At 50.4% G+C, this 16,526-nt stretch carries 13 protein-coding genes; 11 read left to right on the top strand and 2 right to left on the bottom strand.

Annotated features, from left to right (window positions below; all coding sequences use genetic code 11):
• Positions 1-519 precede the first annotated feature (519 nt).
• Positions 520-1,140: a transcriptional repressor LexA gene (lexA, locus tag L6H65_RS02915; protein ID WP_236338878.1), complete on the bottom strand. Its 621-nt coding sequence runs from the start codon at positions 1,138-1,140 to the stop codon at positions 520-522.
• Between the two features lie 190 nt (positions 1,141-1,330).
• On the opposite strand from lexA, the gene L6H65_RS02910 reads away from it, so the two are divergent.
• The 5 genes from L6H65_RS02910 to L6H65_RS02890 all read left to right on the top strand — a co-directional run bounded on the left by L6H65_RS02910 (position 1,331) and on the right by L6H65_RS02890 (position 4,592).
• A complete protein-coding gene (locus L6H65_RS02910; RefSeq protein WP_236338876.1) occupies positions 1,331-1,720 on the top strand; it encodes a LysM peptidoglycan-binding domain-containing protein in 390 nt (129 codons plus the stop codon).
• 234 nt (positions 1,721-1,954) lie between these two features.
• Positions 1,955-2,146 (top strand): DUF896 domain-containing protein, encoded by a 192-nt coding sequence (locus L6H65_RS02905; protein WP_236338875.1) that lies wholly within the window; start codon positions 1,955-1,957, stop codon positions 2,144-2,146.
• 64 nt (positions 2,147-2,210) lie between these two features.
• Positions 2,211-3,197 (top strand): aldo/keto reductase, encoded by a 987-nt coding sequence (locus tag L6H65_RS02900; RefSeq protein ID WP_236338874.1) that lies wholly within the window; start codon positions 2,211-2,213, stop codon positions 3,195-3,197.
• A 59-nt stretch (positions 3,198-3,256) separates the two neighbouring features.
• A complete protein-coding gene (locus tag L6H65_RS02895) occupies positions 3,257-3,781 on the top strand; it encodes a hypothetical protein (protein ID WP_236338873.1) in 525 nt (174 codons plus the stop codon).
• A 25-nt stretch (positions 3,782-3,806) separates the two neighbouring features.
• On the top strand, positions 3,807-4,592 hold the full coding sequence (locus L6H65_RS02890; protein WP_236338872.1) for an HAD family hydrolase: 786 nt from the start codon (positions 3,807-3,809) through the stop codon (positions 4,590-4,592).
• A gap of 127 nt (positions 4,593-4,719) precedes the next feature.
• On the opposite strand, the gene mtnD is transcribed toward L6H65_RS02890, so the two are convergent.
• Entirely contained in the window at positions 4,720-5,262 is a 543-nt protein-coding gene (mtnD, locus tag L6H65_RS02885; RefSeq protein ID WP_236338871.1) for an acireductone dioxygenase, read from the bottom strand.
• Positions 5,263-5,462: 200 nt separating this feature from the next.
• On the opposite strand from mtnD, the gene metH reads away from it, so the two are divergent.
• The 6 genes from metH (at position 5,463) to L6H65_RS02855 (ending at position 16,525) form a co-directional block, all read left to right on the top strand.
• Positions 5,463-8,903, top strand: coding sequence for a methionine synthase (gene metH / locus L6H65_RS02880; protein WP_236338870.1), 3,441 nt, complete (start codon positions 5,463-5,465; stop codon positions 8,901-8,903).
• Between the two features lie 116 nt (positions 8,904-9,019).
• The gene (rnz, locus tag L6H65_RS02875) at positions 9,020-9,946 is read left to right on the top strand and encodes a ribonuclease Z (protein WP_236338869.1); all 927 of its coding nucleotides are present in this window, start codon (positions 9,020-9,022) and stop codon (positions 9,944-9,946) included.
• Between the two features lie 980 nt (positions 9,947-10,926).
• A complete protein-coding gene (locus tag L6H65_RS02870; protein WP_290370294.1) occupies positions 10,927-13,212 on the top strand; it encodes a DEAD/DEAH box helicase in 2,286 nt (761 codons plus the stop codon).
• Positions 13,209-14,624, top strand: a complete 1,416-nt coding sequence (locus L6H65_RS02865; RefSeq protein ID WP_236338868.1) for a ribonuclease H-like domain-containing protein — start codon at positions 13,209-13,211, stop codon at positions 14,622-14,624. Before L6H65_RS02870 ends, L6H65_RS02865 begins: the two co-directional genes overlap by 4 nt.
• Positions 14,621-15,712 carry a Gfo/Idh/MocA family protein gene (locus tag L6H65_RS02860; protein ID WP_236338866.1) on the top strand — a complete coding sequence of 364 codons (1,092 nt, stop codon included), beginning with the start codon at positions 14,621-14,623 and terminating at the stop codon, positions 15,710-15,712. The genes L6H65_RS02865 and L6H65_RS02860 overlap by 4 nt, the downstream gene beginning before the upstream one ends.
• Positions 15,713-16,525: a TIGR01457 family HAD-type hydrolase gene (locus L6H65_RS02855; protein WP_236338865.1), complete on the top strand. Its 813-nt coding sequence runs from the start codon at positions 15,713-15,715 to the stop codon at positions 16,523-16,525.
• Position 16,526 lies beyond the last annotated feature (1 nt).

Genomic DNA, 16,526 nt, shown 5'->3' with positions numbered 1-16,526 from the left:
GTGGAGACTATAAGCGGACAAAACCTGCTTACAACTACCGAAAAATGCGCGATCAGTCGTGAAAGGTGCCTTCCAAGGAAATAACTTCACTTGAATAAGAACAAATGTTCGTGTATATAATTAAGAATACATTTCCAAGATCAAGGGAGTTGAACTTCTTGCTTATTGAAAAGTATGTCGGGCGGATTGTCGAGGTCATTTATGAAGATCGGCACGGAAAATTGAGCAAAAGGCGACTAAGGGTCCGTGAGGTTACTGCGCATCATGTGAAAGCGTTCTGTCTGGATACTCAATGCTCGCGCTTGTTCATACGCAAGAATATCCTTGCATTACAGCCAACTGGGTGAAGGAGACCGCGGTTAGGGTCCTTCATAATGCAGTAATCTAAATAGGTAGACCGAAATTGAAAAAGTCTCCAATACGGTTTAATGGCCGATTGGAGACTTTTGTTTGATAATTACTTGCTTAGTCGCGAAGCAGCTAGTTTCCTGTGACTTCCAGATTCAGCGTGAACGATGTCTAGTGAATGTCGCGGAATAGTCCGATTACTTTACCGAGAATCGTGACATTGCGAAGTCTAATCGGCTCCATAGACTGATTCTGAGGCTGCAACCGAATATGATCCTTCTCACGATAAAAGGTCTTGACTGTCGCTTCATCATCCTCAGTCATAGCGACGACGATCTCACCATTGGAAGCGGATTGCTGCTGCCTGACAATAACATAATCCCCGTTATGTATGCCGGCTTCTATCATACTATCGCCGCTAACACTTAATATGAAGACGTTATGATCGCCAACCTTGTTGGCTGGGAGTGGGAAGTAATCATCAATGTTCTCCGTAGCTGTAATCGGTACGCCTGCAGTTACTTTACCAACGACAGGTACTTTGGTGACTGCGAGAGGGAAGGGGAGATCCATATCCTCTCCGCCAAGTATCTCAATTGCACGGGGCTTCGTAGGGTCGCGGCGAATAAGGCCTTTCTTCTCCAGACGGTCCAAATGGCCGTGTACCGTTGAGCTGGATGCGAGCCCTACTGCTTCGCCGATCTCCCTTACAGAAGGTGGATAGCCTTTCTCGCGTACTTCATTCTTTATAAATTCGAGAATCGCCTGTTGGCGGTTGGATAATTTAGACATGAATTTCACTCCATAGGATTCATTTGTGTCAAATTATAACACAGAACCGGAGTTCGTACAAACATAAGTTCGAGAAACAGAGGTTCGCATTTTATTACGAACAAACGTTCCATTTATATGTTGACACCAAACGGGCGTTCGTGTTATTCTCATTTCAAGATAAACAGAACAAACGTTTGGGGTGCTGATTATGATAACGATGATTTCTTCTTATACTGATCATACTAACTATAGAGCTGCAGGCACGGGTGGGACGAAGCAGAAGAAGCAGAAGAAGAAGAAGGAACGCAATGTTGAGCTGCTGATGCTGCGCTTAGCGACAGCTTCTCTGCTGTTTATGTTATTATTTGTTGGATTCGCATGGATGAAGAGCAGCGCAAGTGGAGATGCAGTAGCCTTGCCGACTGCGGAAGAGCGTGTAATTGTAGTTTCTTCCGGCGATACGCTCTGGTCCATTGCCAGCAGCTTGAATATTGAGAACGATGATGTACGCAGAATCGTATATGATTTGAAGGAACGGAATGATCTTCGGTCGAGTATGCTCCAATCAGGTCAGACATTAATCATACCTAATAAGTAGATGACAATATTCCGGTTATAGAACCGTCATAAAGCAAAGAGACAGGGAACGAATGTTCCCTGTCTCTTTTTTCGTTATTCGTCATTTTCCCTGCTGAAAACTCTCCGATGGAGGTACTTCTGTTCCGATATATGCTGCAATTTGAAAATCAAACCCATCGCCTTGACAATGCGGGTTTATTAATGTCAAAGTAAGGAGTGAATGTTTACCGCAACAAGAGAGGAGCATAGGCTATTGGAGAACTTAATTGCTCGTATTAATGAGCTGTCTCGCAAGCACAAGACGATCGGTTTAACACCGGAGGAAGTTGTTGAACGAGGCGAGCTGCGCCAACAATATTTGAACAATTTCAAACGTAATTTTCGCGATCAGCTTGATAATATCAAGTGGGTCGAGGATGAAGAAGAAGAGAGCAAGAAGGAATAGCATTTGAGCTGCAAGTATTTGTAATTGATAACCGCTATAATTATGAAGGAGGGTATCGAATAGGATGCAGATTCGATTACTTGGCCGAAGCGGTCTGGCTGTTTCGGAGCTTTGTCTTGGAACGATGACCTTTGGCAATACGACAAGCGATACGGATTCTATAGCTATGATTCACAGCTTCCTGGATCGTGGAGGCAATTTTCTGGATACTGCGGATGTTTATGTTTCCGGCCGTTCTGAAGAGATCGTCGGGCAAGCGATTAAAGAGCGTCGCTCAGAGGTCGTTCTTGCTACCAAGGTCCGCTTTCCAACTGCAGATCATCCTAACGGCGCAGGCATTTCGCGAAAGCATATTATGGATGGTGTTGAGGCCAGCTTGAAGAGGCTGCAAACCGACTATATTGATTTGTATCAGATGCATGTCTGGGATCATGCAACGCCGATCGAGGAAACGCTGCGCACACTGGACGATCTGGTTACTTCCGGCAAAGTGCGTTATATCGGCTGCTCCAACTTTCTGGCCTGGCAGCTAATGAAATCATTGGGGACGAGCGAGCTGAACCGCTATGTTCGTTTTATCTCCATTCAGCCGCAGTACAGTCTTGTCAGCCGTGAAATGGATCGTGAGATGATCTCGTTGTGCCTGGAAGAGAATGTAGGCATCATTCCATGGGCGCCGCTCGGTGGCGGCTTCCTGACAGGCCGTTATAACCGTGAAGAGCCAACCAGCGGCCGTCTGACGGCGAAGACAGGAGAGAGCTCCTGGCAGGTTCGCTCCACGGAGAAGAATTTTGCCATTCTGGATATCGTTGAGCGTGCTGCTGCAGAATTGGACAAGACGCCGGCGCAAGTCGCGCTTCGATGGCTTTTGCAGCAAAGAGGCATTACTTCTCCGATCTTCGGAGCAAGAACGCTGGAGCAGTTCCAGGATAATATGGGAGCTGTCGGCTGGGAGCTGCCGCAGGAGATATGGGATCGACTGGATGCGGTGAGCGCACTGCCCTCCGAGTATCCGAACCGATTCATCGCAAAATTCGCAAGACCGTTATAAAAGAGGATTAATGATGCAGGGAAATATATTTTTCGTAATTGAAATAAGGAGGAACATCGGTGTCGCGATCCTGGGAACGCAAGGTTCAGAAGAATCAGCTTGAGCTTAATAAACAAAGAAAGAAGGAAGGGAAGAAGCCGATAAGCCTCACTCAATCGACTGCTGCTGATTCCACAGCGGAGACGTTCAAGGGTAGAAGCTTCATATTCCCGATCTTCCTAATCCTGTTTATCGGATTTTATGTCATGGTTACGCTCAGATCACCCGTGTATGAACAGACTGGCGCGATGTTCTGGGTCACGATTGCCTGTTATATCCTGCTTGCCGTGTTGTTTTTCTTCCGCAAGCCGTATTTGACCATCAGCAAGGAGTACATTCGTTCCCGTCGGTTTATGGGTGATAAATCATTGTTCAAGGATGCGATCAAAGCGATCGTGGTGAAGAAGGGCTATGTTATCATCGAGCAGAAGAAGGGCGGCAACTGGATGTTTTCCCAAGCTACGAACCGTTTCCCAACGGACGATATGCGTGAGCCGCTGAGAGTCTTTGCTGCCAACAACAGCATTCCATTCATGGAGAAATAAAAGAGATAGGGGTCGAATAATCGTTATGGCTAAGAAAGCGGTACTATTTGATTTGGATGATACTTTGCTGTGGGATGACCGCAGTATTAAGGAGGCGTTCGAGGCTACCTGTCAGAGGGGTGCTGAAGTCGCCGGTATCGATTCGGATGCGCTGGAGGAGTCGGTGCGCCGCGAAGCGCGAGCGCTGTATGAATCGTTTGAAACGTTTTCGTTCACTAAAATGATCGGCATCAATCCGTTTGAAGGGCTGTGGGCGGATTTTCGCGAAGGCGAGCAGGAGGAGTTCCGCAAGCTGGAGCAGCTTGCTCCTGGTTATCGTCGTGAAGCATGGACTCGCGGATTAAGCGCGCTGGGCGTTAATAATGAAGAGCTTGGAGCAGCGCTCGCTGAGCAGTTTCCAGCCGAACGGCGCAGCCGTCCGCTCGTATATGAGGAAACCTTTCGCCTGCTTGAAGCATTAAAAGGCAAGTATCAGCTGCTGCTGCTGACGAACGGCTCTCCTGATCTTCAGCGTGAGAAGCTCAGCGGCGTTCCCGAGCTTGCACCATACTTCGATCATATTATTATTTCCGGCGAGTTTGGCGAAGGCAAGCCTGCCGCTTCGATCTTCAAGCATGCGCTGGAGCGATTGGGGATTGAGCCAGAGGATGGCGTCATGGTCGGTGACAAGCTGACAACCGATATTCTCGGCGCCAACACGATCGGCATGACTTCGGTATGGATCAATCGTCATGGCATGGAACGTACCGATGAGATTATTCCGACGCATGAGATCAAGCATTTGGAGGAGCTATTGCCGCTTCTCGCCTAACACATTACATGCTTAAACTGGCTTGCATACATCGCATTTATTAATAAAGACCCGCTTATCTGCACGCAATTGATGCGTTCGGCAAGCGGGTCTTTGTTGATTGTTAATGGTGAAGTCAGGATGGGGTCTATGCTTTCTGGAATGCAGGATCGTCATAGCCATGCGCAATCCAGCCTTCGGTTTCGATAAAAAGACGGACAGCAACGATTTGGCGGTTCTCCATCAGGGTGAAAAAGTGGGGCTTGTGCTCAGGAACCGAGATCACATCGCCAGCTTCCAATTCAACATCGAAGTAACCAACGTCATCGCTGCCTTTTATGATAAAAATACCTTTGCCAGCAGTAATTGCACGGACCTCATCTTCGGTGTGGGTGTGCACCTGCTCGAATTTCTTCAGCAGCTCGTCAAGGTTAGGCGTTGCGTCAGATAACGCGACAATATCCCAGGTCTGGTAGCCGCGGCGGGAAGCGAGATCGCGAATTTCTTTATCGAATGTCGCCAGAATTTGACCCTTCTCCTCATCGCTCAATATAAATTTGTTGCGGAGCTCAGCCGGGAGCTGTTCAGGGTTCCAATGCTCATACAGCACTTCTTGACTATCCAGAAAAGCTCGGACGTTCTCTTCTCCTTGAATTCGTTCCTCCGTATTGCGGATTCGAATTTCAGCCATGATGCTATCCCTCATTTCCCAATGTATTATATTCCGATAAGAATGATTATATAGGAAATGTGCGGTACTGTCGACAGAAGAACCTTTTCACATTCGAACGATTCTGGTAGACTAAGTGGTAATGATTTTTCACTGACAGTTGTGCCAGCTGTTTACTGTTGCAGCGGCGGATTTTGCAGTGTGGGGAAGGAAGTTCATCGATGTCTAATCCGACAATTCAAGAAATGATAAAGAAACGAATTCTCATTCTCGATGGAGCAATGGGGACGATGATTCAGCAGGTTGATCTTGGACCTGAAGACTTCGGAGGCGAAGAATTGGACGGCTGCAACGAGATGCTGGTGCTCACCAGGCCGGATGTTATTCGCGATATTCACGAGGCATATTTAGCAGCGGGAACCGACATTTTGGAGACGAACACGTTTGGTGCGACCAGTGTCGTTCTGGCTGAATACGATATTCAGGACAAGGCGCGTGAAATTAACCTCGCTGCAGCAGCGATTGCTGTTGAAGCGGCGCGCAAGTTTTCGACCCCTGAACGTCCGCGATTTGTTGCTGGCGCTATGGGACCTACAACGAAGACGCTTTCTGTCACAGGCGGCGTAACATTCGATGAGCTGGTGGACAGCTATTGCGAGCAGGCGGTCGCGTTAATCGAAGGCGGCGTAGACACGCTTATGCTCGAAACGTCACAGGATACGCTGAACGTTAAAGCAGGCAGTATCGGTATTCATAAGGCGTTCGAGATAACGGGCCAAACATTGCCAGTCATGATTTCGGGTACGATCGAACCGATGGGCACTACTCTTGCCGGGCAAAATATTGAGTCCTTCTACATCTCGCTTGAGCATTTGAAGCCAATCTCGATCGGACTGAACTGTGCGACTGGTCCGGAGTTCATGCGTGATCATATCCGCACGCTCTCTGATATTGCCCGCACTGCGATTAGCTGCTATCCGAATGCTGGCTTGCCGGATGAGAACGGCAATTATCATGAATCGCCAGCTTCGCTTGCGACGAAGATCGGAGCTTTTGCCGAGCAGGGATGGCTCAACATCGCTGGCGGCTGCTGCGGAACGACGCCTGATCATATTCGTGCGATGGATGAAGTATTAAGCAAGTACCCGCCTCGTGAGATTAAGGGTGATCATCCGCCGGCAGTTTCAGGTATTGAGACGGTTTATATTGAAGAAGACAACCGCCCTATAATGATTGGTGAACGGACTAATATCTCCGGCTCGCGCAAGTTCAAGCGTCTGATCAAGGAAGGGAAATTCGAGGAAGCATCCGAGATCGCCAGAGCGCAAGTGAAGGGCGGGGCTCATATCATCGATATCAACCTTCAAGATACGGATATTGATGAGACTTATGCGGTGAATGAATTCATACCGCAGGTAGTGAAGAAGGTTAAAGCTCCGCTCATGCTCGACTCCACCTATGATCATATTATCGAGCTGGGACTCAAATATTCGCAGGGCAAAGCGATCATTAACTCCATTAACCTTGAGGACGGAGAATCTAAGTTCGAGCAGATTCTGCCCCTTATTCATCGTTATGGCGCAGCAGTTGTTTGTATTCTTATTGATGAGCGCGGCCAGGCAGTTTCGCGGGAAGCGAAGATGGAAGTTGCCTCCAGATCGTATGAGCTGCTGGTGAACAAATACGGGATGGAGCCTGATGATATTATTTTCGATCCCAACATGTTCCCGGTCGGCTCAGGTGATCCGCAGTACATTGGCTCTGCTGTAGAGACGCTCGAAGGCATACGCATGATTAAGGAGAAGTATCCAAGAGCGAAAACCATCCTTGGCCTAAGCAACATCTCGTTCGGCTTGCCGGATGCTGGACGTGAAGTATTGAACTCTGTTTATCTCTATCATTGTACGAAAGCCGGGCTTGATTATGCGATTGTCAACACGGAGAAGCTGGAGCGATATGCATCCATCTCCGAGGAGGACCGCCGTCTTGCTGAGGAGCTTATCTATAACACAAATGACGACACATTAGCTGCATTTGTTGCTGCTTTCCGCAATAAGAAGGTGGAGAAGAAGGAGAAGGTATCCAATCTTACACTGGAGGAGCGCCTTGGCTCCTATGTTGTCGAAGGAACGAAGGAAGGTTTGGTTCCCGATCTCGATGAGGCGATGAAGAAATATTCACCGCTTGAGATTATTAATGGACCGCTTATGAAAGGGATGGAAGAGGTTGGCCGTCTATTCAACAACAATGAGCTGATTGTGGCCGAGGTGCTGCAGAGCGCTGAAGTTATGAAGGCGTCTGTTGCTTATTTGGAGCCATTTATGGAGAAGAACGAATCCGCTGTAAAGGGGAAAATCATTCTTGCCACCGTGAAAGGCGATGTGCATGATATCGGCAAAAACCTTGTCGAGATCATACTGTCCAACAATGGCTTTAAAATCATTAACCTTGGCATCAAGGTGCCGCCGGAACAAATTATTGAAGCTTATCGCAAGGAGAAGGTAGATGCCATCGGTTTGTCGGGGCTGCTTGTTAAATCAGCTCAGCAGATGGTGACCACTGCTCAGGATATGCGCGTTGCGGGCATTGATGCGCCGATTCTTGTTGGCGGTGCGGCATTGACGAGGAAATTCACGAAGAACCGTATCAGTCCTGAGTATGATGGGCTCGTCCTCTATGCGAAGGATGCAATGGACGGACTGGATATTGCGAATAAGCTGATGAATCCTGAGTTTCGACATCAGTATGAGGAAGAATTGGCGGCTTTCAAGGCGGCGGGAAGTGTCGAGGTTGAAGAGAAGAAGGCGCTGCCGGAGCTGACTCGGGTAGCGAGATCCAAAATTTCTGTCGATGATCCTGTGTACATCCCGCCGGATCTCGATCGCCATGTAATAAGAGACATTCCGATTCCTCATATTGTGCCGTATGTGAATATGCAGATGCTGCTGGGCCATCACCTGGGGCTGCGCGGCAATGTGGAACAGCTGCTTGCAGAGGGCAATGAAAAAGCCGTTCAGCTGAAGGAAACAGTAGATACAATTTTGCACGAGGCGGCCACTAAGGGGACGATTCACGCTCATGCCATGTATCGGTTCTTCCCAGCTCAATCAACAGGCAATGATATCATTATCTATGATCCGCAGGAGCCTGGACGCGAGATCAAACGATTCACATTCCCGCGTCAGAATGTGGAGCCGTTTCTCTGTCTGGCGGATTTCTTGAAGCCTGTTGAGAGCGGGATAATGGATTATGTCGGGTTCCTGGTCGTAACTGCAGGCGAAGGTGTGCGCGATATGGCGAACGAATGGAAGGACAAGGGCGATTACCTGCGTTCACATGCGCTCAACGCCGTAGCGCTGGAGGTTGCGGAAGGACTTGCAGAACGTGTGCATCATGTCATGCGTGACAACTGGGGATTCCCGGACCCGGTCGAAATGACTATGAAACAGCGTCATGGCGCACGTTATCAAGGCATTCGTGTATCGTTCGGCTATCCTGCTTGTCCGAATCTGGAGGATCAGGAGCCATTGTTCGACCTGATGAAGCCGGAGGACATCGGAGTTGAGCTTACAGAAGGCTTCATGATGGAGCCGGAAGCATCGGTATCCGCAATGGTATTCTCTCATCGGGAAGCGCAGTATTTTAACGTTGAGAAAGTATAATAATAATAATTAACGATAGAGAATGATGCTTCGCGACATACCCTTCGCTATTACGGAGTTTCTCCGTCTCCAGCGAAGGGTATTGCTGTAGTAATCAATCGTGGAGGTGGGTATGGATGCAGCTTACATTTCTAGGAACAAGCGCCGGACGGCCTACCAAGGATCGCAACGTAACCTCCATCGCGCTGTCATTGCCGGAGCCAATGAACAGCTTCTGGCTGTTTGATGCGGGTGAGGGGACACAGCATCGGCTTATGGGGAGCAAGCTGAAGCTGAATAAGCTGGATAATATTTTTGTCACACATCTGCATGGCGATCATGTATACGGTCTGCCAGGGCTGCTCAGCAGCAGGTCTTACTTCGATGGAGCGGGCCCGCTGAAGCTGTTCGGACCTTCAGGTATACGCGCATTCATTGAAGGTGTGTTTCGATTAAGTGGAACACATCTGGCATATGATCTGGAAATTATTGAGATCACTTCCGGCCAGATTCTAGATGATGGAAAATTCAAGGTTGAAGCCGCAGAGCTGGACCATCGCATGCCCTGCTTTGGGTTTAGAATTATAGAGTATCCTCAGCCTGGACAACTGAACATGGAACGGTTAGCTGAGCTTGGCTTAGCACCGGGACCACTCTATGGCAAGCTGAAGCAGGGGGAGGATGTGACACTCGCATCAGGAGAGATTATCCGTGCGGCCGATGTGGTTAGCCCGCCTACTGCCGGTCGAGTCATAACCGTCCTTGGCGATACTTACCCTTGCGGCAATTCTATTGCTCTTGCTAAGGATGCCAATCTGCTCGTTCATGAGGGGACATTCGGGCCGGGGATGGAAGCGAAGGCCGCGGCTTATGGCCATTCCACCGTCTTACAGGCCGCGGAGACCGCAGCAAGCGCAGGCGTCAAGCAGCTCGTTCTCACACATTTCAGCTCACGCTTCGATAAGGAAACGATCGGCTCGTTGCTGGACGCGGCGCGCGAGGTATTCCCCCATACAATCGCTGCCGACGATTATATGGAAGTTGATATTCCTAAGTCGGTTTGATGCCGGAGTAAAGCGGGAACAGCCGCACGCGTTCGTATGCTGCTTAGGCAGCGGCAATAAGCCGTCCTCAATTCCTCTCTACTGGAGGAAGAAGAGTTCGGCTTTTTGTAATTCGAGTAGTGAGGGGGGGGGCTTTTAGGCCAGCCAATACTCCTATGACGTTGATGAAGTCACCCTCCAGAATGAAATGGGAGTTGAGAATTAGTCACGGGGACATGGGGACATTTTCAGAAGGGGCTGCATCAGCCGTTGCTCGCATCTCGAATATCCATCGCGCCTCGCGTTCCTATATCGTGCTGCAACACGGTATTTCCAGATATCACTCATTACGGCGATAGTAGAAGAGGATTCTACGATGCTTACCATCTGTAAGAATGTTTTACATGCTTACAGCGCGCCTCGGTTCACTTTTCCTCGCTGTAACGCTGTTTTTCCACCTTACGGCGATAGTAAAAGTGGATTCTACGATGCTTTTCCATCTGTAAGAATGTTTTACATGCTTACAGCGCGCCTCGGTTCACTTTTTCTTGCTGTAACGCTGTTTTTCCACCTTACGGCGATAGTAGAAGAGGATTCTACGATGCTTTACCATCTGTAAGAAGGCTGTTTCATGCATACCTTGATTGTACGGTGTGAATTTTTCAAGAGTCTGAAAATCAGCAGTACAATTGCAGCAGATTCCAATTGCAGTGCGAACATGCATTCTGTACAATAAGAAGTTAAAGGATCAAGAAAAGTTTGGACGCTTAGCATGTTCATATTAACGCTACAATTGCAAATTTGTCTCGACGAGATTGCTCGAAAAGCGATCACGCAAAGCTATTACGCATAGCACTTACCAAACACCGAACACCGAACACCGAACACCGAACACCGAACATTGAAGGTTGGGTCACTTGCAAATAGGTGAAAGATTTTGGGAGAGAGTATGACTCTCATTTAGATAGAGTTGATTCCATATCATTGAAGGAGAGAGCGACATGAACCGATGGACGGGGAAGACATCCGGCTTGGAGGAGTGGCTTCAGCTGCTCAAAGGGCAGCCTGAGATCATGAACAATGTCACGCATTGGCATACGATACCACCGCGCGAGGCGCGTTCGGCAGCTATGCCAGCCGACATCCATCCCAGCCTTGTTGAAGCGTTGGCCGGTCGTGGAGTTGAGAAGCTGTTCGTTCATCAGGCGGAGGCTTACCGTGCTGTTCGTGAAGGAAGGAACGTCGTTACAGTTACACCGACGGCATCGGGGAAGACCTTATGCTACAACCTGCCGGTTGTGCAGTCCTTGCTGGAGAATGCGAGTGGACGAGCGTTGTATTTGTTCCCGACCAAAGCGCTTGCCCAGGATCAGGTGGCAGAGCTGCAGGAGCTGGCTGCCGCAATGGATGTCGATCTCAAAACAAATACATACGATGGTGATACACCGCCTACAGTAAGACAGGTGATACGAAATGCGGGGCATATTGTCGTGACGAATCCCGATATGCTGCATTCCGCTATTCTTCCCCATCATACGAAATGGGTCAAGCTGTTCGAGAATATTAAATATATTGTCATTGACGAGCTTCATTCCTATCGGGGCGTCTTCGGCAGCCATGTCGCTAATGTGATCAGGCGACTCAAGCGTATTTGCCGGTTCTACGGCTCCAACCCGCAGTTTATTTGCGCATCGGCCACAATAGACAACCCGCGTGAGCATGCGGAGCGGCTTATAGGTGAAGAGGTTGCGTTGATTGATAATAATGGCGCTCCAATGGGTGAGAAGCATTTTATCTGCTACAATCCGCCAGTCGTCAACAAGCAGCTGGGCATTCGACGCAGCAGTGTGCTGGAGACGCGGAGATTAGCGGCTTCGCTGCTTCGTCAGGGCGTGCAGACGATTGTATTTGCCCGCAGCAGAGTCCGAGTTGAGCTGCTGCTCACCTATTTGCAGGAGCTGGTGAAGGATGAGCTGGGCACGAAGACGATTCGCGGCTATCGCGGCGGTTATCTGCCCAAGCTGCGCAGGGAGATTGAGCGCGGCTTGAGAAGCGGAGAGATTCGTGGCGTTGTCAGCACGAATGCACTAGAGCTTGGAATCGATATCGGTCAGTTGCAGGCCTGTGTTATGAATGGATATCCGGGGACAATTGCTAGCACATGGCAGCAATCCGGAAGAGCGGGCAGAAGACAGGGAACCTCAGTAACCTTTCTTGTGGCCAGCAGCAATCCGCTGGATCAGTATATGATTCAGAATCCGGACTTCTTCTTCAATCGTCCGCCAGAGCGGGCGTTGATTCATCCTGACAATTTATTAATTCTTATCGATCATGTGAAATGCGCTGCTTATGAGCTTCCGTTCGAGAGAGGCGAGAAATTCGGAGATGAGCCGCTGGAGGACATGCTGGAATTTCTTGCGGAGGAAAAGGTGCTTCATCATGCAGGGGACCGCTGGTTCTGGATGGAGCAATCATTCCCGGCTCATGGCATATCGCTGCGCAGCGCGGCGCAGGAAAATTTCATCATTATCGACCGGACGGAAGGCAGCCGTGTGCTTGGCGAGGTGGATCGGTTCAGCGCACCTACGCTCATTCACGAGGAGGCCATCTATATTCATGAAGGTGTCCAGTATCAGGTGGAGAAACTGGATTTTCCAGAGAAAAAAGCGTATGTGCGCGAAGTAGATGTCGACTATTTCACGGATGCGAATTTGGCAGTCGAGCTGAAGGTGCTTCATGTTGACAAGGAGCTGGAGAGCGGCGAACTGCTTCGTCAATATGGCGAGCTTACCGTCAATGCCAAAGCGACTATTTTCAAGAAAATCAGGCTGGGCTCGCATGAGAACATCGGTTCTGGTCCGATTCATCTGCCAGAGGAGGAGCTGCATACGAGCGGCTATTGGTTCTCCTTCAGTGAAGAAGCGGCCTCGCGCAAAAGCACGAACGATATGCAGCAGGCGCTGCTTGGGCTGGCGAATGTGCTCGTTCACATCGCGCCGCTGTACCTCATGTGCGATCCGCAGGATATTCGCGTCGTCCCGCAGGTGAAGGCTGTTCATACGAAGCTCCCGACGATTTACTTCTACGACCGTTACCCTGGAGGAATTGGCCTTAGCCAACGTCTGTTCGATGTTCATGACAAGCTGCTTCTTCAGGCCAAATCACTCATAAGAGGCTGTTCTTGCCTGAGCGGCTGTCCGGCCTGTGTTGGACCAATTGAAGAGGTAGGGCTTCTGGGCAAATCACTGGCGCTGGATTTGATTGAGCAAGTGGAGATCGTCTCATGAGCCGGATGCGGGAAAGGCTGCTGCGTCATCGCGCTTCCAGGGAAGAGGCACTGGAGAGGGAGTCAGCTGAATGCGATAAGGCAGAAGCATCTGCGCGGCTTGATGAGACCGAGGAGACTGAGGAGACCGTTTGTACCGTGCACAACGTCCAGCATGCAGACGCGGAAGCTTCTGAGACTGAACCGCTCCCCCTGCTATGGGAAGGTCTTGATGTTCGTTTAATCCACACGTCGAATGGGCCATTCTTGAGAAGAGAGGCTCGCTATCCGATGTCGTATCGTCATGGCCTTCACAGCCTCTCAGAGCTTGGCGCTGCTGTGAAGGGACTGGCTGCTTTCCGGGCGATTGGACAGTTTGAACGGAGTCGTGATATTCGGCAGGAGCAATTCAATGCCGCTGTTCGTGTTCCGCTGGATGCTGGCAAGGTGCTGTTTCTAGATCTGGAGACGACTGGACTAGGTGTGGGGACAGGCAATGTTCCCTTTATGGTCGGGATCGCCTATGCGGAGGGAGAGGCGTTCGTTGTTGAGCAGATGCTCATCCGCCATCCCGCCGAGGAACGGGCAATGCTTACTTATCTATGCGACAAGCTGCCCTCCTTTACACATTTGGTCACTTATAACGGACGGACCTTTGATTGGCCTGTCCTGTTGAATCGTCTTATACTGAATGGCTTTCGCAAATTTCAATGGGAGCCTGTTCATATTGATTTGCTTCATCCCTCACGGAGCATATGGCGCAACACGCTTGTTTCCTGCCGATTAAGTCATGTGGAGGAGGAGCGGCTCGGCATCACCAGAAACGACGATGTTCCAGGAGCTCTTGCACCTGCCATTTACTTTCAATTTCTGGCGGATCAGCAGCCGGGTCCGCTGCTGGGCGTCTTTCGCCATAATGAGACGGATATGCTGTCGCTCGCTTGTCTGGCTATCCGTTTCGGTCATTTGCTCAGCGGACAATTGGAGGCTTACGTCCCTCAGCAGCCCCAATCGGAAGAGCTGCTGCGTACAGGACTATGGCTGGAGAAGATGGGCGCAGTAGAGCTTGCCGAGCCGCTTCTTGCCCAGTTAGCTGAAGATGAGCAAGCTGAGCCCGGATGTCTGTTCCTGCTGGCGGACAGAGACAAGAAATGTGGAAATTGGCCCCGTGCTGTGTTATTGTGGCAGAAGGTTGTACAAGCTGCGGAGCGTTCCCATTGGCCGGATTGGCGAGCTCATATCGAGCTGTCCATGTACTATGAACATCGAACAAAGCAGCTGCAGTCCGCACTGCTGCTGGCAGAGTCTGCGCTTTCGTTTGCTCAGAAACGTATGGCCGGGCTTCGGCTGGACGCCAAGCGGCGCCAGGAGCTGGAGGGCATACGCAAACGGGTCGACAGGCTGAGACACAAGATTGGGAGGCTATCAGGTTGAAGGAACTAAGATTTGCGATACTCGGATTCGGCAATATTGCCAAAACACATATGACGGCGCTTAAGGCGCTGCCTATAATAAAGAAGCTGCCAGTAATTCCTGTGCTGGATACACTGGTTACGAGACAGCCTGAGCTGCATCGGGCGCAAGCGGAGCTGATCGGCTTCCGTCGCGTGACATCCTCGATTGAAGAAGCGGCAGCGGATGAGAATGTTCATGCTTTCGATGTGTGTACACCCAATGCGAATCACTACGGCGATGTTGCTGCAGGTCTGAAGGGGGGCAAAGCGATCTATCTGGAGAAGCCTGTCACGGATAATTATGAGCGATCCAGCGAGCTGCTCGGTCTCGTAGAGCGCGAGCCAGCATTGCTTGAGCAGCTTGCCTTCACATTCCGCTACCATCCTGCTGTTATGCGTATCCATCGCTGGCTTCGGGAAGGCATTATAGGCGATGTGCTGCAATGTAAAATATCGTATCGCCGTTCCGGCTACTTGAGCGCCGAGCGGCCAGTCAGCTGGCGGCTGCAGAGCGGCATGTCCGGCGGCGGCGCGATCAGCGATCTCGGCGTGCATGCGCTGGATTTGCTTCGCCATTGGTTCGGTGAGCTGCTGGATGTCAGCGGACGGACGAATACGTATGTGAAGCAGCGTCCGGATGCTGCAACTGGGTCCATTGTGGACATCGATGTAGACGATTGGGCGATGATGCATTACATAACAGGCTCGGGAGTGAGCGGAACGGTAGAGGTTTCACGAATTGCGCTCGGTTCAGATGCCTTTGATATTCAGATCGTCGGCAAGCAGGGCTCCATTACTTGCGATTTGGAGCGTCAGGCCATCCCGACGGTAACTTGGCTGAAGGGTGGAACCTCAGCGCTTCCGGCTGTGGATTCACTGTCGCTGCTGCCGGATGAGAAAACTACAATGGGCTTCGGAGTCGATACGCATCTCGGCTCGCTGTACCATTATTTATGGCGGTTTGCTGGCGAGGACCGCTATCCTGGACTTGCCCCTTCGATTCGCGATGGACTGCAAGCAGAGTACTGGATCGATCGTGTTCTTGCAGAGAACAAGGGGTGGACATAAATGGAATCACCAGCAGTTCGCGGTCTCTTAATTGATCTTGACGGGACCCTGTATAAGGGGCATACGATGATTGAGGGCGCCAACACGCTGATCGCGGCATTGAGAGAGATGAGCATCCGCTTTCTGTTCGTTACGAATAACTCCTCCTCCACGCCGGAGGAGGTGGCTGAACGATTAAGGGGCATGGGAATTGCGGCAGCAGCTGATGAAGTGTGCACCTCTGCGCAGGGAGCGGCATTTTATATTGCTAAGAGGCTGGAAGCGAAGAAGAGGGTATTCGTAGTCGGTGAGGAAGGGCTTCGTTCCGCCATCATGGATGCAGGACTTCAGCTTGTGGAGGACAATCCGGACATCGTGCTGCAGGGTATTGATCGGCAGCTGACGTATTCCCGCTTATCTTCTGCGGTTGAGCATATCCGAAGAGGTGCAGACTATATTCTGACGAATCCCGACGTTCTGCTTCCCTCTGACGGAGGTTTTATTCCTGGCGCTGGTTCCATATCTGCTCTGCTGGAAAGGGCAAGCGGCGTTACACCTACGGTGATCGGCAAGCCATCAGCCATATTGATGGACTTTGCTCTGGAAAGACTGGGACTGCCGGCAGCCGAAACCTGGGTAGTTGGCGACAACCCCGCTACAGATATAGCTGCCGGCAACGCAGCAGGCTGTCAATCAATTCTGGTTTTGACCGGTCTTGCAAACAGTGAAAATTATAATGAGCTGCTTCAGGCGGCGGCATGCAAGGCTGATGTTGTGTGCGACAACTTACATAAATTGCTGGAGCATATTCAAGGCTCTGCCCATCAACAATGAT

The sequence above is a fragment of the Paenibacillus plantiphilus genome (assembly GCF_927798095.1).
Lineage (GTDB): Bacteria > Bacillota > Bacilli > Paenibacillales > Paenibacillaceae > Paenibacillus_Z > Paenibacillus_Z plantiphilus.
The sequence above is the reverse complement of the archived record's forward strand: the minus strand, read 5'-3'. Positions and strand labels throughout refer to the sequence as shown.